Raw genomic sequence first — 20,910 nt, forward strand, 5'->3', positions numbered from 1 at the left:
AGCTATGATGCGAGCCGAACGATTGATCCAGTTGATCAAGACCGCAAAACTGAGCGGCGGCGTGGACGATCCGCCGTTGTGGCAGATCGAGAAGACGCGTTTTCAGTCTAACCTGTGCCGTATTTTGCTGCTTCCGGTCGGCGGCTTGCTGGTCGCGGTAATGAAATATGTCCAGGGCTACCGCATCGAGAATATGGCGGAGATCCGCAAACAGTTTAGGCAGATCTGGGAGGACAAAGAGCGGGGGCAATATCCGCTGGTCATCTGTTCAAATCATCTGACGTTTATCGATTCGGCTTTGGTTATCTGGGCGTTAGCATCGAATTTGTGGTATCTGTTCAATTATAAAGCGTTCATGTGGAACGTTCCGGCCGGTGATTTCTTTAAGAAAAAGCTGCACTATCACGCCATTCTTTACCTAACGAAATGCATCTTCATCGACCGCAAAGGCTCGCCGGCTCATAAAAATGCGGTCCTCAATCTGTGCCGATATTTATTGGCAAAAGGAAATGTCGTACTGATATTTCCCGAAGGCCAACGCAGCCGGGAGGGACGTTTTGATGTGGACAAACTCCGCTTCGGCACCGGCAAGATCCTGACATCGCTCGAAAACGCCCGTGTTCTTTGCGTCTACATCCGCAGCCCGCTTCAGAAGGCCTTCTCGAATTATCCGCCGAAAGGCTCCAATTTCAGCCTCAATATGAAGCTCATCCAGCCAAATATCGAAGGCACGTCCAAAAAACAGGCCAGCATCGCGGCTGTCAAAGAGATCGGAGCTGTGATCGCGCAGATGGAGAAGGAATTCTTCGCTGCACACCCAACGCCATGAACGTACTCGCCCTGACATTGCTTCTCTCATGTCTGCCGTCGGCTCTGATAGATTTTGCATTGCCGAAATGGAAGGCGGACAAGAATGTGCGTATCGAGGACGCCTATAAATGGACGTTTCAGGCGACACGCGGCGGTGAACACGCCGTTCCGGATACCGAATCTGCCCGAAACTGGATGATGGGCGAATGGGATTCACTAAGCGCAAAAGCTGCCGTTGAGCCGATCTGGGACCCACTTTGTAAGGGCGACGACATCGGGAGGCTGAACCTGCGGCCCTTCAAAGCCCGCGGCGGCAAGCCCGATGACCTGCTTGACGCATTCCTCGCCAGCAGCCGCGAATACCGATCTGACGGCAAGAATTTTGTGACAGCGTGGAACGAACTCGGCAGGCGTTTGAAGAAACGACCCGCCGGAAACTTGAAATATGGTGATTGGCTCTCACTCGACACCGAAATGAAGGCGAGAAACTATCCGGCAGTTCACCATAGCAAAGCTTACGATGAAGCGGTTCAGCCTTCTTATCGAATCTTGACAAAGGCGGAAATGAAGAAGCTTCTCGCTCCCATAAAATAGGCTAATTTTCTGGCCGGTTGCCTATTCCCGCCTGCTCAAATAACATTTCCCTGATGAAGATATTTCACGGAACCGAAAATGCCAACATCACGCGGCCGACCGTTCTGACGCTCGGCGTTTTTGACGGACTGCATCTTGGGCACCAGGAAATAATGCGAAAGGTCGTCGAGCGGGCCAAGGCGGTCGAGGCGGTTGCGACCGCTATAACCTTTGACCCTCATCCACGGGCTGTTCTGCATCCTGATTCGGCTCCGCCGATGCTGCAGACGCTCGATCAGCGGCTCGCGAACCTCGAGGTTCTCGGCATCGAGCAGACCATCGTAATTCCGTTTACACGTGAGTTTGCAGGTCAGCCCGCTGAGAATTTCCTTGCTGATATCATTCATGACCGTTTGCAGGCAAGGGAGGTCTATCTCGGCAAAGGTTTTGCCTTTGGCAAGGATCGCGGCGGTAATATCGAGCTTCTGCGAACGATGAGCGAGAAACTTGGCTTTGTTGCAGATGAGGTCGACGAGATCCAGCTTCGCGGAATGCGGATTAGCTCTTCAAAGATCCGTAGGCTTCTCGCCGAGGGTTACGTCAATCTCGCCCGCCGCATGCTCGGGCGTCCGTACGGCGTCGAGGGCGTGATCATCCGCGGTAACCGCCGCGGCCATACCATCGGATTTCCAACAGCAAATCTAAAACCGCGGAATCGCGTTATCCCGAAATTCGGCGTTTACGCGACCGCAACCCTGATCGACGGTTCCTGGCGCAAAAGCATAACAAATATCGGCGTTCGCCCGACTTTTGAATCCGATGCCGACCCTTCTATCGAAACATATGTATTCGACTTCGACGGCGACCTCTACGGCGACGTGCTTAGAGTTCGTTTTTTGCACCGCATTCGCGACGAACGAAAGTTCAACGGCATCGATGAACTGAAGGCCCAGATCGAAAATGACTCGAACCGGGCGAGGAACTATTTCCACCATCAGGGCGTAAAGAACATGCTAGAGCTGTTATGAAAATAACCGAACTAACGCCATTGATGCGGACCGAAGATCTTGCTGGCACGATAGAGTTTTATACTAGTGTCCTCGGTTTTTCCGAGGGTGAAGTCAACTTCGATTGGGGCTGGACAACGCTTTGGATCGATGAGGTTGCCGTGATGTTTGCGAAGCCGAACGAGCATATGCCTTACGAAAAGATCGGGTTCACCGGCACGTTCTACTTCACGACCGACAATGTCGATGCGATGTGGGAAAAGGTTAAGGATAAAGCAAAGATCTGCTACGGCATCGAAGAATTCGAGTGGGGAATGCGTGAATTTGCGGTTTACGATAACAACGGTTACATTCTGCAGTTCGGGCAGGAGATCAAGGCGGAATAAATGTTAGAAAACGGAACACTTGTGAAAGAGCGTGAACTGCTTGAGCCAATTGGAAATGGCTCGAACGGATTTGTGCCGACAAAAGACCTGGCGATCGCGAAAAAGGTCACGAATGACCAGCTTATTGACGAAGAACGCGAACTGCAGAACGTGGAAACCAGCGAGAACAGCAAGTTCCATGGCATCCGCGGCTATCTGCGTCTGTTTCAGATATCGCGTGTGATCGCGATGCTCGCTCTGTATCTTTACCTCGACCAACTCGATCTGCATCTGAAAATGCAGACCAAGCAAAAGCTCGAACGGCTGAGATCAGCGATGCGTTTGACCCGGGCGGCATATTACGGCGAAAAACTCTACGCGATCCGCCTTTGGTTCTTTCAGAAATTTCTCAAAAGCCTCCGCCGGTTTTTCCTTGGGACGGAAACCAATCGCGAAAAGATCCAGGAGCGTCAGGCCCTTTGGCTGAAAGACGAGCTGATCAGACTCGGGCCGACGTTTATCAAGATTGGCCAGTCGATGGGAACACGTGCCGATCTCCTGCCGCTGCCGTTCGTAAAAGAGCTCGGCACGCTCGTCGATCAGGTACCGCCATTTCCGAATGATGTCGCTTTCGCGATAATTGAACGCGAACTCGGCCGAAAGATCAACGAAGTTTACGCCGAATTTGAACTCGAACCCCTCGCGGCTGCTTCACTCGGACAGGTGTATCGAGCTCGCCTGCACACTGGCCAGGAAGTCGCCGTTAAAGTACAGCGGCCCAATCTCGACGCAACTATCAAGGGTGATATCGTGATCCTCGAGAAGGTCGCCAAATTTGCCGAACGATTCCCGCAGCTAAATGAAAATGCCGACTGGGCAGGAATGCTTCGCGAATTTAACACGACGGTTCACGAGGAAATGGACTATCGTGCGGAAGGCCGCAACGCTGAGCGTTTTCGCGAGAGCTTCAGGACATGGACCAATGTCCATGTACCGACCATTTACTGGAATGCTTCAACCTCGAAGGTCCTGACGATGGAATTCATTCACGGCACCAAGGTTACCGATCTCGAGGAATTGGTTCGCCGCGACGTTGATCCGGCAATTATAAACCGTTTGCTCATAAAGACTTACCTTAAACAGCTTCTCGAAGATGGCTTTTTCCACGCCGATCCGCATCCGGGCAATTTGCTGGTAATGCCGGACGGACGCCTCGCGTTCTTCGATTTTGGCATGGTCGGCCGTATCACGCCTGAACTGCAGGCAAAGATGATCGATGCGTTCTTTCATGTCGTCAGCAAAGACCCGGCGGGCATTGCTCAGGATCTGATCGATCTCGATTTCCTCAAACCCGGTACGCCGCATTCGACGGTAAAACCCGTCGTTGAAAAGATGTTCGAGTTTCACTTCAACCTGAAGCTCAAGGACGTTAATTTCAAAGAGCTGACCTACGATCTGGCCGACGTGATGTACGATTATCCGTTCCGTCTACCGTCGAATTTTACGTACATCATGCGTGCGCTGATGACGCTCGAGGGTATCGGGATCATCACCGATCCGGAATTCAATTTCTTCGAAACGGCAAAACCGTACGCCAAGGAATTCATGCTCAGGCGCGAGAGCAAAGATTTCCGCAAATTCTTTGTCGACAAACTGATGGGCCGCGACGAAGGCGGCAAGATCGATTGGGATCGTACGTGGAAACTCGCGAAGATGGCATTTCGAACAGTTTTGAATAACTAGTCAGTACCCAGGCGGCCGGGCTTTCATGTTATTCTTGTAATTTATGGCAATGAATGTGAAGCTACCGCTGGCCTTCCTGATCTTTTCGAGCGTTTTCGCTATCGCTTGTTCACAGACCGATGCGAATACGCAGAAACCAGGAAATTCGAATCTGTCGCAATCTACCGCCGCTAATTCGGCCGTTCCTACGCCGGCCTCGGCTAACACCGATGTGGTTCCGCAAGCCCCGGCGAATTCCAATGCGCCTGCACAGATGCCGGCCAATGCGAATGCGGCACAAAACGTTCCGACGGCCACCATCAGAGCTCGAAACGTGACAGCGACTGCCGGACGCGAGGTAACTTTAGAACTCGATCTCGATTCAAATGACGACGTCACCGTCATGGTTTTCTCGCTTGAGTTCGATCCGGCTGTTTTCACATACGTGTCTTCGAAGATCAGCCCCGGAACGCCGAAATCTGCGGTTTTAACAGTCAATGCAGAGCAGACCGCCGCCGGCAGGCTCGGCGCAATGCTCGATTCAGCGGAGGCATTTGCCGCTGGCAGGAAGCCGGTCATGACCGTCACCTTCCGTGTCGCTGCTGATGCTCCGGTACGAGATCACCAGATCATCTTCAGTTCGAAACCCGCCCGCCAGAGCGTTTCGACCATCAAGACACAGCTTGTCAACACGACATTTGAGCCTGCAACTGTTCGCGTCGTCGCTGGTCGCTAGGTTCGACCGTGATCGAGGTTAGATGGCTAAACAGAAGGCCTTCGGGGCAAAAAGCACGATAAGCTCTCAACACCTAGCGCTTATAGCGGCTCTTTTCTTGTTCTGGATAAACATTTCAGCACAGCGATCTATGCCGAAGATAAAGATCCCTTTCTTGAACAGTGATCTTGCCGTCAGTTCGTTAAAGGACGAGGCATGGGACCACGCGGCTTTAGTGTCAGTTGAGAATTACTGGTCCGGCAAAAAAGCTCCGGCTGGACGACAGTTCAAGGCTCGACTTTTGTGGTCGAAGGATGCTCTGTACGTCCGTTTTGATGGCCACCAGGCCGAACCGCTGGTCGTATCAGAAACTCCCGAACTCGGCAGCAAAACGATCGGCCTGTGGAACCGCGACGTCTGCGAGATCTTTATCGTGCCGGACAAGGCGGACAGAAGCAGGTATTTCGAATTCGAAGTAGCCCCGACCGGAGAATGGGTCGACCTCGGAATTCAGTGGTCGGCGAATAAACGCAAAACCGATCTGGAATATTCATCAGGAATGGAATCGGCGGTGTCGATCGAACCTGAAAAGATCGTGATGGCGATCAAGATACCGTGGAAAGCATTCGGCAAAACTCCAAAGAGCGGCGACGTCTGGCTCGGCAATCTCTTTCGCTGCATCGGCAAAGATCCCAACCGCGGCTATCTCGCGTGGCAGCCCACAAAAACCGCGAAACCGAATTTTCATGTGCCTTCAAAATTCGGCGAGTTTGAGTTCGTGAAATAAGGGCGAGCAGGATGCTCGCCCTCCAGTCAGACCGTCATTCCGCCGTCGACGGCAATGGTTTGCCCCGTGATGTAGCTTGAAGCGTCGGACGCGAGGAAAACGGTCACGCCTTTTAATTCGCCTTCGCTGCCTACGCGCGGGATCACGTTGTTTTCCTGAATTGACCGTTCATAGATATCTATAACCGCATCCGCCAATCGCGAATGAAAGAATCCCGGCGCGATCGCGTTGACGCGTATTCCCTTTCTGCCCCAGCTTGCCGCGAGTTCGCGTGTGAGGCCGATCAAACCGGCTTTACTGGCGACGTAACCCGCATAGAATGGGCCGTTCGCGGACGAGGTCAGGCCGGCGATAGAAGCGATATTGATGATCGAACCGCTGTTCTGCTTCAGCATTTCGCGGCCTACTGCCTGGGCGAAAACGAAACAGCCAGTGAGATTAACATTCAGCACCTTCTGCCACTGCTCGAGCGGCATTTCCTCGGGCATCGCTCCCCACGAGATTCCGGCGTTGTTGATGAGAATATCGACGGAACTGAATCTCTTGATGGTCGAATCAACAACCGCCTGAACCTCTTCAGGCTTTGAAACGTCGCATACTTTGCCGGCGACGTTAAATCCACGGGCCGCAAATTCATTCACCGTATCTTCGAGCCACTCCGCACGCCGGGCGCAGAGCATCAGATTCGCACCGGCTTCAGCCAACGCCTCTGCCATTTCTTTGCCGATTCCCCGCGACCCGCCGGTGACGATAGCGGTTTTGCCGGTCAGGTCGAAAAGTTCTTTTACGTTCTTTGTCATGACTCAATCGTAAGTGAGGGAATAGGTAATAGTAAATAGGGAATAGGAATTGGTGAGATCGATACCTCTACCTATCCCGATTCCTTTTCCCTATCTCCTATTCCCTATTCCCTGTTTACTGTTTACTATTTCCTATTTCCTATTTACGATTAAGCTATGGAAAAAACACAAAAGGAACTCGCGTTTCTGCGTGACTTATACATTCAAGACGACTGGACGAAGCGGTTCACCGACCTCGTGGACAAGCATATGGATCTGAGGGATTCGGAAAATATGCTCTACATCAACGCCGGAATCGGCGGCCATGCCCTCGCCATTCACGAACGTTTTGGCGAAAAGACCGACGTTTTTGCGACCAGCGAGAACGAAGACCTGCTCACTATCGCCAGTGACAAAGCGGCAGCCATACAGGCTCCGGTCGACTTTTCGATGATCCGGTTCGAAGATGATTCGTTCGACGCCGTTCTGGCGGATGCGAGTTTTGTTAAGCCGGCTGATATCGAATCATTCATCGAGAACACGATCCGAGTTGCAAGAACTGGTGGGGACATTGCTATATTTCTGCCGACGGCAGGCAGTTTCGGCGAGGTTTTCTCCCTTCTCTGGGAAGCTTTTTTCAACGAAGACCTGACCGAATACGGCCCCGCAGTCGAGACGCTTATCGCAGAACTCCCGACCGTTTCCCGTATCGAGGAACTCGCCGCACGATACGATCTCGTTAATATCAACACGCAAATGGCGACCGAGCTCTTCGAATACGATAACGGAGCCGAATTTATCGAATCGCCTCTCGTTGCAGATTTTCTGATGCCCGTCTGGCTCGAAACGCTCGACGAAAACGAAAAAGAGCGAGTCGTAAAACAACTCGCCCAACTGATCGATGCCGAAGACGGCAAAATAACTTTTAGGTTTACGGTGAAAGCGACTTTACTTACGGGGGAGAAAGGTTAGATCAGGTCTTCCTCTTTTATATTTGCCGCCTTCATCAGGTGTTGTTGGAGGCCGGCCTTCAACATCTGATTCTTGTGAACTGGGATTGATAACCTAACGATGCTTCCGGGCTTTCCGCATATATGATGGCTTCCATTGACACGCAACAAAGTCCACCCGAATCGTTCGACAAGGTTTGCAAACTCCTTGCCTGAGATCGGTTTCATATAGCAATTTCAAGTAGGCGGTCCGTCTTTCCCATCTTTATACTAGACAAATCAACGGCGAGACATCCCTCGACTGCCTCGTAAAGATTTTCAAGAAGTTCTTCAAATGAATCGCCTTGAGTCGCGCACCCTGGTATCGAAGGAACTTCAGCCCAAAATCCTCCCTCTTCAGCTTCGTGAACAACTACTTTAACTTTCATATTTTACGCCTGCTTCATCTCCGCCCGTTTACGCATTTCTTCCATCAGGGCTTCATCGCTCATCTGGTTGATCTGCGGAGCGGCGGTGTTTGCGGAAAGCTTCTGAGCTTCGGCTCTTTCTTCCTCTTCTGCCTCGCGCATTCCGTCTTTGAAGGCTTTGCGCGATTGACCGAGCGATTTGGCAAGCTGCGGCAAACGGGTCGCTCCGAAGAGCAAGAAGAGAACAGCGACGATCAGGAGAATTTCTGTAGTTCCAAAATTCATAATATTATTCCTCTGCCTTTAGATCCTAAAAATGACCGAAGGGCCTAAATATGTCTAAATAATAAACCTATTTGCGCAAAGATTCACGCAAAATATTAATGCTTCGCCTTAAATCGGTCCATTGCATCGATCAAAGCCGACGAAATGCCCTTTTCCGAGACGGAATGCCCGGAGTCGGGGATCACGATAAATTCGGCCTCAGGAAACGCCCGATGCAGATCCCATGCTGATGTGATCGGGCAAACAACGTCGTATCTGCCTTGCACGATCACCGTCGGAATATGGCGGATCTTATCGACATTCTCGAGCAAATAGTTATCTGTCGGGAAGAACGAGCCGTTCATAAAGTAATGGCACTCGATACGCGCAAGACTGAGAGCTTCGTGTTCGCCTTCCCAATGATCCATAAGGTTTTTGTCGGGGTATAGCTTGGATGTCGAGCCTTCCCAAACGCTCCAGGCACGTGCGGCTGAGAGCCGGGTTTGCTCATCATCGCTGGTAAGGCGTTTGTGATACGCCGAAATGAAATCTCCGCGTTCCTCGACCGGGATCTCATCGCGATAGCGTTCCCAGAAATCGGGAAAGATCTCCGACGCTCCGTATTGATAAAACCAATCCAGTTCTTTCTTACGCGTAAGAAATATCCCGCGAAGAATGAGGCCAAGGCACCTGTTCGGATGCGAGATCGCATAAGCAAGGCTCAGCGTGCTTCCCCACGAACCGCCAAAGACGTACCACTGATCGATGCCGAATTTATTTCTGAGCGCTTCGATATCCTTGATCAGGTCCCACGTAGTGTTCTCACGAAGCTCCGCGTGCGGCGTCGATCTGCCCGAGCCGCGCTGATCGAACAGGATCACCTGATAAACTTTTGGATCAAAGAACTGCCGGTAAAGCGGAATCAACCCACCGCCGGGCCCGCCGTGCAGAAAAACGACCGGAATGCCGTTCGGATTACCGACGCGTTCGTAGTAGATCGTGTGAATATCCGACACGATGTACATTCCGCTGTCAAAAGGTTCGATCTCAGGGTAAAGATTTGCCATATTCTAATAATAACAGATGCCGATGCCGGGAACGCAGGCCGCCCTCGGCTGCGTTCCCGGCATTCAGGCCGGCATTCCCGGGTTTAAGAAATTCTCTTGCCAAAGCTGAAAGACCAGCATCGTCCAAAGCTGCTTGTGATGGCTAGCGACGCCTTTTTCGTGCTCGGCGATCAGTTTTTGAACATAATCGCTTTCAAATATGCCTTGAGCATTTAACCGCTCAGGTGCCAGCATGTCGTGCATCAGCGGATTGAGTAGTGTTTTCAGCCATTCGGCGATCGGAATTCCAAAGCCTTTTTTTGAGCGGTGAAGGATATTAGACGGGAGCAATCCTTCGAGCGATCTTTTTAGAATGTGCTTGCCTTTGCTGCCGCGCAGCTTGTAATCCAGCGGCAGTGAAGCAGCAAATTGCCCGACTCGCGGATCGAGAAACGGAGCTCGTGTCTCAAGGCTGACCGCCATCGACGCACGATCGACCTTGGTGAGAATATCCTCGGCCATGTAGAAATTCATGTCAAGGTACTGCATCTGCTCGATCTCGCTGGTCGCGTCGCATAGCTTGAGCAGATCTCTCGCCCCCGCATAAATATCGCCGCTCGAATTTTTTAGGGCGTGCTCGGTCAGAAGAAGTTTCTGTTCGTCAGGAGTGAACGAACCGAACCACGAATGATGCCGCGTGACCGTGTCGTATTTTGACGCTCGGACGAACCGTTTGGCCTTATATTCGAAGGAAAGGTTCTTGGTCGACACTGGCAAACTGCGCACGATCGGCTCGATCAATCCCGAACGGACAAAACCCGGGACCGTTGAATAGAGCTTTGCCACCTTATGTGCGTAATACATCGGGTATCCGGCAAACAGCTCATCGCCGCCATCGCCGCCGAGAGCGACGGTTACATGTTTGCGGACAAACCGTGCGAGCAGATACGTAGGGATGAGTGAGCCGTCGGACATCGGCTCATCCAGCCAAGAACCGATATCGCTGATCAGTTCAGCGGCCTTTGCGACGCTCAGGATCTCTTCGTGATGATCGGTGCCGAGATGGGCGGCGACCTGGCGGGCGTATTTGGTCTCGTCGAAGGAATCTTCGGTAAAGCCGATCGAAAATGTCTTCACCGTCTCGGTTGCATGCTGCGTGGCAAACGCTGCAACTGCCGACGAATCAACGCCGCCGGAAAGCAAAACACCGAGTGGTACATCCGCTACGAGCCGCATTCTGACGGCATCTGAAAGCAGATCTTTTAGCTCTGCCGCTGATTTTTCTATCGACGTGTTACCGCTCTTAGCAAACGTCAAATTCCAATAACGCCGCGTTTTTATCTCTCCGTTCTCGACTGTAAGTACGTGGGCGGCCGGAAGTTTTGAGATGCCTTTGTAGATCGAATGCGGAGCCGGAACGTAGTCGTAGCTCAGATAATGCCGCATCGCATCGAGATTCAGCTCTGGCTTGACTGACGGATGAGCGAGGATGGCTTTCGGCTCGGACGCGTAAAGCACTTTGCCGTCAAAAATGCCGTAATATAGAGGCTTTTCGCCAAAGCGGTCGCGGGCGATGATGAGTTTTTTCTTACGCGTGTCCCAGAGCGAGAACGCGTACATGCCGTTCAGATGATCGACAAGGTCTTCGCCATATTCTTCGTAAAGATGCGGCAGTATCTCGGTGTCGGACTTTGTGACGAACTTGTGGCCTTTCTTTTCGAGTTCGTCACGAACCTCGCGATAGTTGTAAAGTTCGCCGTTCATCATCACGATGACGGATTTGTCCTCACTAAAAACCGGCTGATCGCCCGTATGCAGGTCAATGATCGACAACCGCCGCATCCCAAGCGCTATCGTGTCGTCCATCCAGATCCCCTCAGAATTAGGCCCACGATGCACGATCCGCTCACACATCGAATGGAGAACTGCCTCGGTGTGGTGGGTTACGTCAGATTGTTTCAGGTTTATCCAGCCTGCGATTCCGCACATTGGTATTAGTTTTTTGGTAGTTTGCTCCTGAATTTTATCGAATGGGCAATCTGGGAGGCTAGGCCTAGGTAACGCTTATTGCTGTAATTGACGGCAAGAGTAAATGTGCCCTCGCCAAAGGATTCTCCATCAAATACTTTTATTGTGGGGAAATTAACGTGGTATAGATAACGAAAATTACTTGCTCCGGTTTCGGGACACCTCTGTACGACTGCCTTCTTCGATCTTATTTTCGTTCGAAAGACTCGCGTCTCTTTTGATTTCTCGCAAACAAAAACAAGTTTTTGTGGAAAGGCGGTTCTGCTATTGATAACATAATTAGGCGTGTTCTTATGCGTCCAATAACTAAACGAGATCCGGATACCAGGAGCTTCATAAAACCCGCCGTCAACGTCCGCTAATCCGGTTAGCTTAGTCATGGACGTGGGAATTAAAATACTGAACCACTTGTCCGGATTCTTTCGGCTTAGCTCGGGGGTTACATTCGTCTTTCTTTGTCCAAAGGCCCATAATGCAGAGCACGTAAACAATAGAGTCACTACAATAAAGCTGAACTGGCGAACTTGAGATTTCATTGCTGCTCTAAATCGAACCGTGACTTTTTAAAATCCTATCTTTTCCCGCACCGCATAGATCGCCTTGTTCTGGGATTCGTGATAAGTACGGACGAGCAGTTCCGCGAGCAGGCCCATCAAAAAGAACTGCACCGATATCGCAAGCATAACGACCGTGATGATAGGCAGCGGCGTGAGGATGAATGATGTGGCGTAAAAGATCTTCAGGAACAATGCCCACACGCCGGCGATCATCGAGATAAAAAACGCCAGCATCCCAAAAGCACCGAATACATATAGCGGCTTCGTGTGATACTCCGCCATGAACTTGATCGTAATGAGATCAAAAACGACCTTTATCGTGCGCGAGATGCCGTATTTTGACTTGCCCATTGTCCGGGCGTGGTGATCGACCGGGATCTCGGCAACGCGGGCTCCGGCCCATGATGCGTAGATCGGGATAAAACGGTGCATTTCGCCGTAGAGCCGAACGTCCTGGATAACGTCACGACGATAAGCCTTGAGCGAACAGCCGTAATCGTGCAGCGGAACACCGCCGATCCACGAAATGATGCGGTTCGCGATCTGCGACGGGATCTTACGGGAAATGAGCTTGTCCTGACGGTTCTTTCGCCAGCCCGATACGACATCGTAGCCCTCGTTGAGCTTATCGAGCAATCGTCTGATGTCAGCCGGATCATTCTGCAGATCAGCGTCCATCGGGATCAAAATTTCGCCCTTCGCAGCGTCTATCCCAGCCGACATTGCCGCCGTTTGGCCGTAATTTCTACGCAGCGAGATCACCCGAACGCGATCGTCCGACGCCGCGAGTTCCTTCAAGATCTCGAGACTCTTATCCGTCGACCCATCATCGACATAGATAACCTCAGCCGTCTTGCCAAGCGCGTCCAAAGCCGCCTGTATCTTGGCGTGCATCGGGCGCAGGTTTTCTTCTTCGTCGAGAACCGGTAAGAAAAGCGACAATTCCGGCGCTTCAACGGTTTTTACATTTTCAGTAGAATCCATCTAAATACTCACAGCAAACGTTGTAGTTTAGCGGTTCGGGGGTAAAAAATACAGTGGACCGATCATGAGGCGGCGATCGTCTTTCGAACAACCTCGGCATCGGTTACCGCTCGAGCATATTCCGGCGGCCGCAAGGTTCCGCCCATGAAGACGCGCTCGTTGCGGTAACGCATTTCGCTCGCGACCTCGCCGAAGGCGGTGAAGTGGACTTCTGAAACGCCTGTCGTCCCGATCACTTTGGCGATATTTCGTTCGTTCAGATTGCCGCACGCCATGATCGAGATCCGGCCCGCGGCGTATTTGACGCATTCGGCGAGCATGTCGAGGCCTTCGACCGCAGTCACCTCCTGGCCGGATGTGAGAATGCGGTCGACGCCGATCTCGGCAAGTTGATCGATAGCCTTGAATGGATCGACACAGACATCGAAAGCACGATGAAAAGTTACTGTCATCGGCCGCGATCGCTCGACGAGTTCGGCGGTTCGCGTCACATCGATATTCCCTTCTCGATCAAGCAGCCCGATCACGACTCCATCAACGCCGAGGCCTTTCGCCGCCTCGATATCGCGTTTCATGATCTTAAATTCAGTATCCGAATAAAGAAAATCGCCGCCACGCGGGCGGATGATAATATGAAGCTTAATATCTAACAGCTTTCTCGCGACCTCGATCGAGCCAAAACTCGGCGTCGTCCCGCCCTCCATCAAATTGTCACAAAGCTCAACCCGCTGAGCTCCGCCCGCTTGAGCGGCGACAGCAGATTGTACGGAATCTACACATATCTCTACAGCAACTCTCATTCCGGCTTCCTCGCGACCACGACGATCGACACGCCAAACGGAAAATTGAAATTCTTGAGCCACAAACTCTCCGACGAAAAGACCTTCCCGAGAATGCCGTTGAGGCCTGAGATGGTGATGTTGTTTTCGGATTCGGGTTTGATGCCGGTGAGTTTCATCAGCGTGCGGCCCGCGAAGATGGGCGGAAAGAATGTGATGTTTGCGTAGGTCGCTCGTTCGACTTCATAGCCCGCTTTTTCTATACGTTCGGTTATCTGTTTGCGGGTATAACGGATGCGATGATGCGAGATATCGTCCTGCACGCCCCAGAGCCACATAAATGCTGGCACAAAAAAGAGCGAGTAGCCGCCGCTTTTTGTAACGCGGAACATTTCTTTTAACCCGGCAACATCGTCATCAAGGTGCTCGATCACATCGAGAGCGGTCGTTAGATCGAAAGTCTCGTCTGCGTACGGCAGCGTCTCGGCGAGGCCTTTCTGAACCTTTAAACCTTTAAGCCGACAAAACTCCAACGCATCATCCGATACGTCCACGCCCTCAGCATCACCGAACTGCGTTAGCATCTCGATATTCGCACCGGTTCCGCAGCCGACATCCAAAATCTTTGGATTTTGGATTTTGGATTTTGGATTTTGGATTATCTGTTTAAGAAACGTTTCGAGGATCGCTCGCCGCCCGACAAACCACCAATGCGAGCCTTCGACCTCGTCCATGATGGCGTAGGTGTGCTGCTGCATTTCTTGTGGTAAGGATGTGCTCATAAACTCTATTTAACCACATTTCAAGGCCTTCCACTGATGGAAGCAAGCGCGCCAAAGCCACGTTGAAGGAATCGCCCTTGCTTACGCGCGGGTTTGCGCATTGTGTTAGACAACGATTCCCATCATCTCGGTCGCGAGAGAGCCAGGGTTTCCTTTGATATCGAGGCCGTAGCTTTGGTTCAGGCGCTGGACGATGCCGTCATCACTCACGGTGCACGGCCCGTTGCCTTCGCGGCAGAGGATCATTAGGCCGAGACCTTCGTCCAGGTATTCCGGCTTGTCTACGCAGAGCATGTAATCGCCCGAGGTTTTGTGAGCCGCTAGTTCCAGTTCGTACAGTGTTGGGTTAAAAATTCCGAGCGGATTCATGTCGCGGTTCGAAAGGCTCTCGATCGTCTGCGCAAAATCGTATGCATGGCGGCCCTCGTGAACAAAAGTGCCCTCGCAGCCGCGTTGACCGCCCGTGTCGATGGTTTCTTTCGCAATCGCGATATAGATCTCGCCCAGTGCTTCACGCAAACTCAAACGCTCGGTCGCAAGCTTGTAATTCGTCCTCACCGAATTTATCACGCCCGTTATCCCCGAAGCGTTGATCTCGCTAACCGGCTGCACACGAATAAGCAGATCGGATTCCTCGATCTCGTTCATCACATGGCGATGCTCGTCATTGCCCTTCGCTATGATCGTAGCGAACGCTTCCTCGACGGAGTGGCGATATTTTTTCTCAATTCCTGTGTCGAATCTCATAAGAATTTGCCCGCGAAAAACGCGAAATTCCGCGAAAGAACATTTACCGCATTTTCGCGTTTTTCGCGGGCAAAACCTCCTAACTCACTTTCCCAAATCCGCACCAACTATTCTCATTGTGCCATTTGATCTCGACGTCTTGTGCTTTGATCTCATCCCACCAGGTCGCAAAATCATCCTTGGAAATATAGAACGCCGTCGGTGCGACCAGGTGGTCAAACACAATGTTGTGCTGCTCGCGCCAGCCGAATGATCCGAGGTGGTTGAGGTATTCGTTGTAGAAGAGTTTGTTCGCGATGCCTTTTGAGGCGACGTTGATCGGGCGATAGACGAGTTTTGTGGCGAGAAAGACGCCGAGCGTTGGCAGCTTTGAAAGCTGATACAGCATCGGCTGCGAGATCTGCGAGGTAAAGCCCGTGCGGACCGGGTCGACGTAGTTAGTGATCCACTCGTTATTCTCAGCACCATAGATCCAGGCAGATATGTGGCCGCCTTTTTTCACCTTTCCGGCAAGCGAAATGAACGCCTTTTTCGGATCCGGCGTGTGGTGCAGAACGCCCACGCTGAATGCGTAATCGAACACCTTTTTTAACGGCAGCTTGAAGATATCGCATTGAATGATATGTGCATTCGGCATCTCACGCGTCAACGCAAACGCCGATTCCACACCGTTACCGAGATCGATTCCGACAACTTCGGCCGCTCCCCACTGGGCTGCGAGCTTCGTGTGGCGGCCTTTGCCGCAGCCGCCTTCGAGGACGACCTTGCCTTCAAAAAAATCAGGCTTGACGGGCTGCAGCCAGCCGAGGAACTGTTCGTTGTATTTTGGATCTTCTTGAGTGAAATTTGTCCACTGCCAGCCAAAATTCTCCGCCGTCGCTGCCTTGTCCTCCTCGATCTTGCCCAGATCGACAAACCGCGGCACACCACGCACGACCTTGTATTCACGGGTACATTTCTTACACGTCAAAACGGCATCAATGATCTCCTTGCCGTCATACTTACTCGCGTAAGCCAGCAAAATATCACCACCGCAGGTCGGGCAGGCTAATAGATCTAAAAGTTTCTCTTTCATTTTTTAGTAACCACAAAAATACACGAAATCAATCGTTCGCTCTTAGTGTTATTTCGTGCACTTTCGTGGTTACTTCCTCTTTCTAAATTCCTCGTACTCGCGATACGGAAACGGCTGCCGCCAGTTGAATTCGAACTCGTCCGTCTCACGATCGGCATAAAGCTGGTCGAACGTCTGCCCAAAAGCGGCAACCGTTTCCTCTACCGAACCGCTATGCGAGAAAACCAGTTCACGTTCTGCCAAGTCCCGCTCGTCGGTCGGGTACTGAAAAATATCGATATTTACACTGTTGCCGCTGCGGACGAACTGAAAATCGAATTCCTCAGGATCACGATTCCATTTCAGGAGAAAATCGTTCTCGCCCGATGCCGGATCGGCGAGCTTGGCCAGTACCCGCATCAGTTCCGGCAATGCCGATTCGTGCGGGGCGTGAGCGGTCGTGGTGTGAAATTCACTCACGCCGTCGTCAAAACCGATCGACATCCATCCGCACTGTGGACTGTTAAAGCTGACTTCTAGTTTCACTGACATACGCAGAGTAATTGTAAATTGTTAATTGGTGATTGTTAATTGGAATTTGAGGAAATCGACCGAAAGCACCTATCAACCAATTAACAATCACCAATTAACAATTTACAATTGAGGGCTAATGCGACAGTACCACGACCTGCTCAAACATATCCTTGCCGCCGGCTCCCGTCACGAAGACCGCACTGGGACCGGTACGATCTCAACGTTCGGCTATCAAACGCGGTTCGACTTGCGCGAAGGATTTCCAATCGTGACCACCAAGCGCATACCTTTTCGTTGGGTCGCTGAGGAGCTTTTCTGGTTTTTGAGCGGTTCGACTAATGAAAAAGACCTCGACGCGCGGGGCGTGGATATATGGGCAGAATGGGCGACCGACGAGCAGACTGCTAGGTTCGGACGTGTGGACCACGATCTCGGTCCGGTCTATGGCTACCTGTGGCGTTCATTCGGTGGTGATTATCCGCAGATGAACGGCGTCGATCAGATCGCTCGGCTGATCCGCGAGATAGAGACAAATCCCAATTCCCGCCGGCTACTAGTCACCGGCTGGAGTCCCGAAACTTGTGACGATGTCGCCCTGCCGCCGTGCCACACGCTTTTTCAATTCAAGATCGACAACGGCAAAACTCTCCATTGCCAGCTTTATCAGCGATCGGCGGACGCTTTCCTGGGCGTGCCGTTCAATATCTCTAGCTACGCCCTGCTGACGCATCTAATTGCTCACGTCTGCCGCCTCGAGGTCGGCGATTTCATCCACACCTTCGGCGACCTGCACATTTACAGCAATCATCTCGAACAGGTGGAACAACTCCTTTCACGCGAACCGATGCCGCTGCCCAAACTAGAATTTGTGAACGCCGAAGACCTGAAGGGGCTCGATGGCCTGCTCAATTTCAAATTTGAGAATTTGCGATTAGAGAATTATCAAAGCTGGGGGAAGATCGCGGCACCTGTGGCGGTCTAACTACTTTACATTTGGCGGCTGGCTGACTTTCATTCTGACGTTGATCCCCTCAGCGGCGACGAGGAAGAGCTTTCTCGCGTCGTAAGCTGAAGTGTTAGTCGGCATGTAGGAGAGCAGATACCGATTCTTGCGCATTTCGTCGCAGATGAATTTGGCGGCGGTTTGGGCTTCGTCAAATGGGAACACCTTGCCGCCAGTCTCTTCAGCGAGGCGGTTTATGACCGCTCCGGCTTTGGGCTGGTCGCGGCGATAAGCTCCGCCGGTGCGGTCGGGGATCTGCAGGCCGTAGATCGTGACGTTCTGATTTTGAAGTTCGCCGAGGATCTTGTCGAAAGGCGTTTTGCTGCCGCGGTCGAGTCCGTCACCGATCACGATAACCGCAGTTTTCCTCGTGCCCGGCATAAGCGGAACGAGTACTTCCTTTAGCGAGATATCGATCGCATCAAACAAGTACGGATTGCCTTTTTTGCGAAAGGTCGCGAGCGATGTTTCCATCTTTTTCGCGTCGTCAGTCCATTCCTGAATGATCTCGGCCTTTTCATCATAGGCGATCACGAAAAGCTGATCGCCGTCAAAGATCTCGTAGGCAAATTCCATCACCGCCTGCTTCATCTTCTCGACCGATGTCGGCAGCGTCTGCGAATTGTCGACTAGAATTACGATCTTCGAAGGGCTCGGGTCGAGGGCAAAATTCTTTATCTTCTGCTCGATTCCATTTTCGTATAGAAATAGGCTGTCGAGCTTGATCGGGTCCGTTTTCTTGTCTTCCCTGAATGCTGTAACGGTTAAGATCGTGCCTTCGGCGGCATCGCCCTTAGCACTTCGGCGCGATTGCGCAGTCATGAGGCTTGCAAGAGTTGCCAGGCAAAAGATCGAGAAAATAAGTTTACGCCCGCCGTTTTTCATTCGCTTTTGGGCTTTGTCGTGCTCTCAACCGCTGCTGGTTTAGACTCTGCCGTAGTGTTTGATGCAGGCTCGGCCTTTGTGGTTGATTCGGTCGGCCCACTTTTCTTTCCGGCGTAATCGGTCACGTACCAACCGGCACCTTTGAACTGGAACCCGGAAAGCGACCACTGTTTCTCAAGCTTTCCATGGCATTTCTCGCACGTTGTCAAAGGCTCGTCAGAAACACTCTGGCGCACCTCGGTCTGAGCTCCGCATTGCTGACATTTGTATTCGTAGATCGGCATAATTAACCCTGAAAAAATAAACTGCAACATTAATGATTATAACAAAATCCAAGTTCTGTGAAATCACGAATCCCTCTCTGAGGAGTTAATTAACGAAGTAATGAAAAAAGATCCAGCAAAGGCCCTTACCGCAATACTGTTCTTGCTCGTGCTCTCTGTTTCTGCCCTGGCACAGGCTAAGGACAAGCCGGCCCTTCAAAGCGTTGCGAACGTTGACCTGAAGCGTTACGCCGGCAAATGGTACGAGATCGCAAAGTACCCGAACAAATTTCAGAAGCAATGCGTTGCAAACACGACCGCAAACTATACCATCAAGGAAAATGGCCGGATAGAGGTTCGAAACGAGTGTATTCTGAAGGACGGAAAGACCGAAACCGCGATCGGCGAAGGAAAGATCGACGATAAAAAGACTAATTCAAACCTGAAAGTCCGCTTTGCACCCGGTGCACTTTCATGGCTGCCGTTCGTTTGGGCAAACTATTGGATCATCGATCTCGACAAGGATTATGAATACGTCGCGATCGGCGAACCAAAGCGAAACTACTTCTGGATCCTTTCGCGAAAGCCGACGCTCGACGATGCGAACTATCAGAATATTCTCCGGCGAGCAGAGGCAATGGGCTTTGATCCTACCAGAGTTGAAAGATCCCCTCAGAACGCCGACGTTCTTAAGGGTTCAGTTATGGTCAAAAACTAGTTCTAGCTGCCGTGCTCGGCTAAAAACCGTTCGGCATCAATCGCCGCCATACAGCCCGTGCCGGCGGCGGTGATAGCCTGACGATAATATGCGTCCTGGGCGTCGCCGCACGCAAAAACGCCGTCGATGTTGGTTTTCATTGTTTTGCCTTCGGTGATCAGATAACCGACTTCGTCCATGTCGAGCATGCCCTTGAAAAGCGAGGTGTTCGGTTGATGGCCGATCGCGATGAAAACACCCTGAGTTGGCAGAACGTACTCTTCGTTGGTCTCGTTATTGAAGAGCCGGACGCTCTCGACGCCTGTTTCTTTTGAGCCATTGATCTCGCGAACCTCAGTATTCCAACGCACTTCGATCTTTTCGCTCGCCATGACGCGGTCCTGCATGATCTTGGACGCGCGAAATTCGTGACGGCGGTGGATCAGCTTGACCTTGGAGGCAAATTTCGTGAGGAATAACGCCTCTTCCATTGCGGTATCACCGCCGCCAACCACCACGATCGGCTTTCCCCTGAAGAAAAATCCATCGCAAGTCGCACAAGCCGAAACGCCGTTCCCGCCGAGGCCTTCGGGTACGGGAGCTTCGCCCGGAATTCCCAGCCACTTTGCGGAAGCTCCGGTTGAGACTATGAGCGTATCGGCCAGAATGGTTGTTGTAATTTCAGTGCTGTCCTGACTTTCCTTTGCAAAAAGCCGGAACGGACGCTGCGAAAGATCGACGGAGTCGATCCAGACGTTGATGATCTCGGTCCCGAACCGCAGGGCTTGTTCTCGAAACTCATCCATCAGGATCGGCCCCATTATTCCTTTAGAAAATCCGGGATAATTCTCGACATCTGTGGTGATCGTCAGCTGGCCACCAGGCTGCGGGCCATCGATGACCAATGGTTCGAGCTGAGCTCGGCCCGCATATACCGCAGCTGTTAATCCGGCAGGCCCGGAACCAAGGATCACAACTTTCTTATGGATCTGTTTTGAGGTCATATTATTGATCTAATGAAGCTTCGCCGCATATCGAAAGGCTAACCAGGCTTTTTTACAGTATAGCGACGCGTTAGCAGGTTCGTCTATTTTCCATTTTGCCTTCTGCCGCGTTAGGGCATTTGGTAAGGTGCTCACGCAGCTCTAAGGCACTATCGCTAAATTGTTCCC

At 51.8% G+C, this 20,910-nt stretch carries 25 protein-coding genes; 10 read left to right on the top strand and 15 right to left on the bottom strand.

Annotated elements, in window-relative coordinates; genetic code table 11:
- Positions 1-4 precede the first annotated feature (4 nt).
- The 7 genes from IPG22_04030 to IPG22_04060 are packed head-to-tail and all read left to right on the top strand — an operon-like array spanning position 5 to position 5,979.
- A complete protein-coding gene (locus tag IPG22_04030) occupies positions 5-829 on the top strand; it encodes a 1-acyl-sn-glycerol-3-phosphate acyltransferase (protein MBK6587473.1) in 825 nt (274 codons plus the stop codon).
- A complete protein-coding gene (locus IPG22_04035; protein MBK6587474.1) occupies positions 826-1,404 on the top strand; it encodes a hypothetical protein in 579 nt (192 codons plus the stop codon). The genes IPG22_04030 and IPG22_04035 overlap by 4 nt, the downstream gene beginning before the upstream one ends.
- A 53-nt stretch (positions 1,405-1,457) precedes the next feature.
- The gene (locus tag IPG22_04040; GenBank protein ID MBK6587475.1) at positions 1,458-2,411 is read left to right on the top strand and encodes a bifunctional riboflavin kinase/FAD synthetase; all 954 of its coding nucleotides are present in this window, start codon (positions 1,458-1,460) and stop codon (positions 2,409-2,411) included.
- Positions 2,408-2,776 (top strand): VOC family protein, encoded by a 369-nt coding sequence (locus IPG22_04045; protein ID MBK6587476.1) that lies wholly within the window; start codon positions 2,408-2,410, stop codon positions 2,774-2,776. The genes IPG22_04040 and IPG22_04045 overlap by 4 nt, the downstream gene beginning before the upstream one ends.
- On the top strand, positions 2,777-4,498 hold the full coding sequence (locus IPG22_04050; GenBank protein ID MBK6587477.1) for an AarF/ABC1/UbiB kinase family protein: 1,722 nt from the start codon (positions 2,777-2,779) through the stop codon (positions 4,496-4,498).
- A 49-nt stretch (positions 4,499-4,547) separates the two neighbouring features.
- Positions 4,548-5,213 carry a hypothetical protein gene (locus tag IPG22_04055; protein MBK6587478.1) on the top strand — a complete coding sequence of 222 codons (666 nt, stop codon included), beginning with the start codon at positions 4,548-4,550 and terminating at the stop codon, positions 5,211-5,213.
- 22 nt (positions 5,214-5,235) lie between these two features.
- Positions 5,236-5,979, top strand: coding sequence for a carbohydrate-binding family 9-like protein (locus IPG22_04060; protein ID MBK6587479.1), 744 nt, complete (start codon positions 5,236-5,238; stop codon positions 5,977-5,979).
- A gap of 26 nt (positions 5,980-6,005) precedes the next feature.
- On the opposite strand, the gene IPG22_04065 is transcribed toward IPG22_04060, so the two are convergent.
- Entirely contained in the window at positions 6,006-6,779 is a 774-nt protein-coding gene (locus tag IPG22_04065; protein MBK6587480.1) for a glucose 1-dehydrogenase, read from the bottom strand.
- A 156-nt stretch (positions 6,780-6,935) separates the two neighbouring features.
- On the opposite strand from IPG22_04065, the gene IPG22_04070 reads away from it, so the two are divergent.
- Positions 6,936-7,730 carry a class I SAM-dependent methyltransferase gene (locus IPG22_04070; protein MBK6587481.1) on the top strand — a complete coding sequence of 265 codons (795 nt, stop codon included), beginning with the start codon at positions 6,936-6,938 and terminating at the stop codon, positions 7,728-7,730.
- Here the strand turns inward: IPG22_04070 and IPG22_04075 are convergent.
- The 11 genes from IPG22_04075 to IPG22_04125 form a co-directional block, all read right to left on the bottom strand.
- Positions 7,727-7,936, bottom strand: coding sequence for a type II toxin-antitoxin system HicA family toxin (locus IPG22_04075; GenBank protein MBK6587482.1), 210 nt, complete (start codon positions 7,934-7,936; stop codon positions 7,727-7,729). The genes IPG22_04070 and IPG22_04075 overlap by 4 nt on opposite strands.
- A complete protein-coding gene (locus IPG22_04080; protein ID MBK6587483.1) occupies positions 7,933-8,136 on the bottom strand; it encodes a type II toxin-antitoxin system HicB family antitoxin in 204 nt (67 codons plus the stop codon). The genes IPG22_04075 and IPG22_04080 overlap by 4 nt, the downstream gene beginning before the upstream one ends.
- Before the next feature lie 3 nt (positions 8,137-8,139).
- On the bottom strand, positions 8,140-8,400 hold the full coding sequence (locus tag IPG22_04085; GenBank protein MBK6587484.1) for a twin-arginine translocase TatA/TatE family subunit: 261 nt from the start codon (positions 8,398-8,400) through the stop codon (positions 8,140-8,142).
- 95 nt (positions 8,401-8,495) lie between these two features.
- A complete protein-coding gene (gene pip, locus IPG22_04090; GenBank protein MBK6587485.1) occupies positions 8,496-9,446 on the bottom strand; it encodes a prolyl aminopeptidase in 951 nt (316 codons plus the stop codon).
- Positions 9,447-9,509: 63 nt separating this feature from the next.
- Positions 9,510-11,414, bottom strand: a complete 1,905-nt coding sequence (asnB, locus tag IPG22_04095; GenBank protein ID MBK6587486.1) for an asparagine synthase (glutamine-hydrolyzing) — start codon at positions 11,412-11,414, stop codon at positions 9,510-9,512.
- Between the two features lie 602 nt (positions 11,415-12,016).
- The gene (locus tag IPG22_04100; protein ID MBK6587487.1) at positions 12,017-12,994 is read right to left on the bottom strand and encodes a glycosyltransferase family 2 protein; all 978 of its coding nucleotides are present in this window, start codon (positions 12,992-12,994) and stop codon (positions 12,017-12,019) included.
- Positions 12,995-13,056: 62 nt separating this feature from the next.
- Positions 13,057-13,794, bottom strand: a complete 738-nt coding sequence (locus IPG22_04105) for a copper homeostasis protein CutC (GenBank protein MBK6587488.1) — start codon at positions 13,792-13,794, stop codon at positions 13,057-13,059.
- Positions 13,791-14,555 (bottom strand): class I SAM-dependent methyltransferase, encoded by a 765-nt coding sequence (locus tag IPG22_04110; protein ID MBK6587489.1) that lies wholly within the window; start codon positions 14,553-14,555, stop codon positions 13,791-13,793. Before IPG22_04110 ends, IPG22_04105 begins: the two co-directional genes overlap by 4 nt.
- Positions 14,556-14,660: 105 nt before the next feature.
- On the bottom strand, positions 14,661-15,302 hold the full coding sequence (locus IPG22_04115) for a hypothetical protein (protein ID MBK6587490.1): 642 nt from the start codon (positions 15,300-15,302) through the stop codon (positions 14,661-14,663).
- 79 nt (positions 15,303-15,381) lie between these two features.
- Positions 15,382-16,377, bottom strand: a complete 996-nt coding sequence (locus tag IPG22_04120) for a methyltransferase domain-containing protein (GenBank protein MBK6587491.1) — start codon at positions 16,375-16,377, stop codon at positions 15,382-15,384.
- A gap of 69 nt (positions 16,378-16,446) precedes the next feature.
- On the bottom strand, positions 16,447-16,908 hold the full coding sequence (locus tag IPG22_04125) for a hypothetical protein (GenBank protein ID MBK6587492.1): 462 nt from the start codon (positions 16,906-16,908) through the stop codon (positions 16,447-16,449).
- 118 nt (positions 16,909-17,026) lie between these two features.
- On the opposite strand from IPG22_04125, the gene IPG22_04130 reads away from it, so the two are divergent.
- Positions 17,027-17,872 (top strand): thymidylate synthase, encoded by an 846-nt coding sequence (locus IPG22_04130; protein ID MBK6587493.1) that lies wholly within the window; start codon positions 17,027-17,029, stop codon positions 17,870-17,872.
- Here IPG22_04130 and IPG22_04135 read toward each other — a convergent pair whose 3' ends face one another.
- Entirely contained in the window at positions 17,873-18,715 is an 843-nt protein-coding gene (locus IPG22_04135) for a VWA domain-containing protein (protein MBK6587494.1), read from the bottom strand.
- 59 nt (positions 18,716-18,774) lie between these two features.
- Positions 18,775-19,062 (bottom strand): zinc ribbon domain-containing protein, encoded by a 288-nt coding sequence (locus IPG22_04140; protein ID MBK6587495.1) that lies wholly within the window; start codon positions 19,060-19,062, stop codon positions 18,775-18,777.
- 100 nt (positions 19,063-19,162) lie between these two features.
- Here IPG22_04140 and IPG22_04145 point away from each other — a divergent pair, with 100 nt between their 5' ends.
- The gene (locus IPG22_04145) at positions 19,163-19,759 is read left to right on the top strand and encodes a lipocalin family protein (GenBank protein MBK6587496.1); all 597 of its coding nucleotides are present in this window, start codon (positions 19,163-19,165) and stop codon (positions 19,757-19,759) included.
- Positions 19,760-19,761: 2 nt separating this feature from the next.
- On the opposite strand, the gene trxB is transcribed toward IPG22_04145, so the two are convergent.
- Positions 19,762-20,742 (bottom strand): thioredoxin-disulfide reductase, encoded by a 981-nt coding sequence (trxB, locus tag IPG22_04150; GenBank protein ID MBK6587497.1) that lies wholly within the window; start codon positions 20,740-20,742, stop codon positions 19,762-19,764.
- Positions 20,743-20,910 lie beyond the last annotated feature (168 nt).

This window comes from Acidobacteriota bacterium (assembly GCA_016703965.1).
GTDB lineage: Bacteria > Acidobacteriota > Blastocatellia > Pyrinomonadales > Pyrinomonadaceae > OLB17.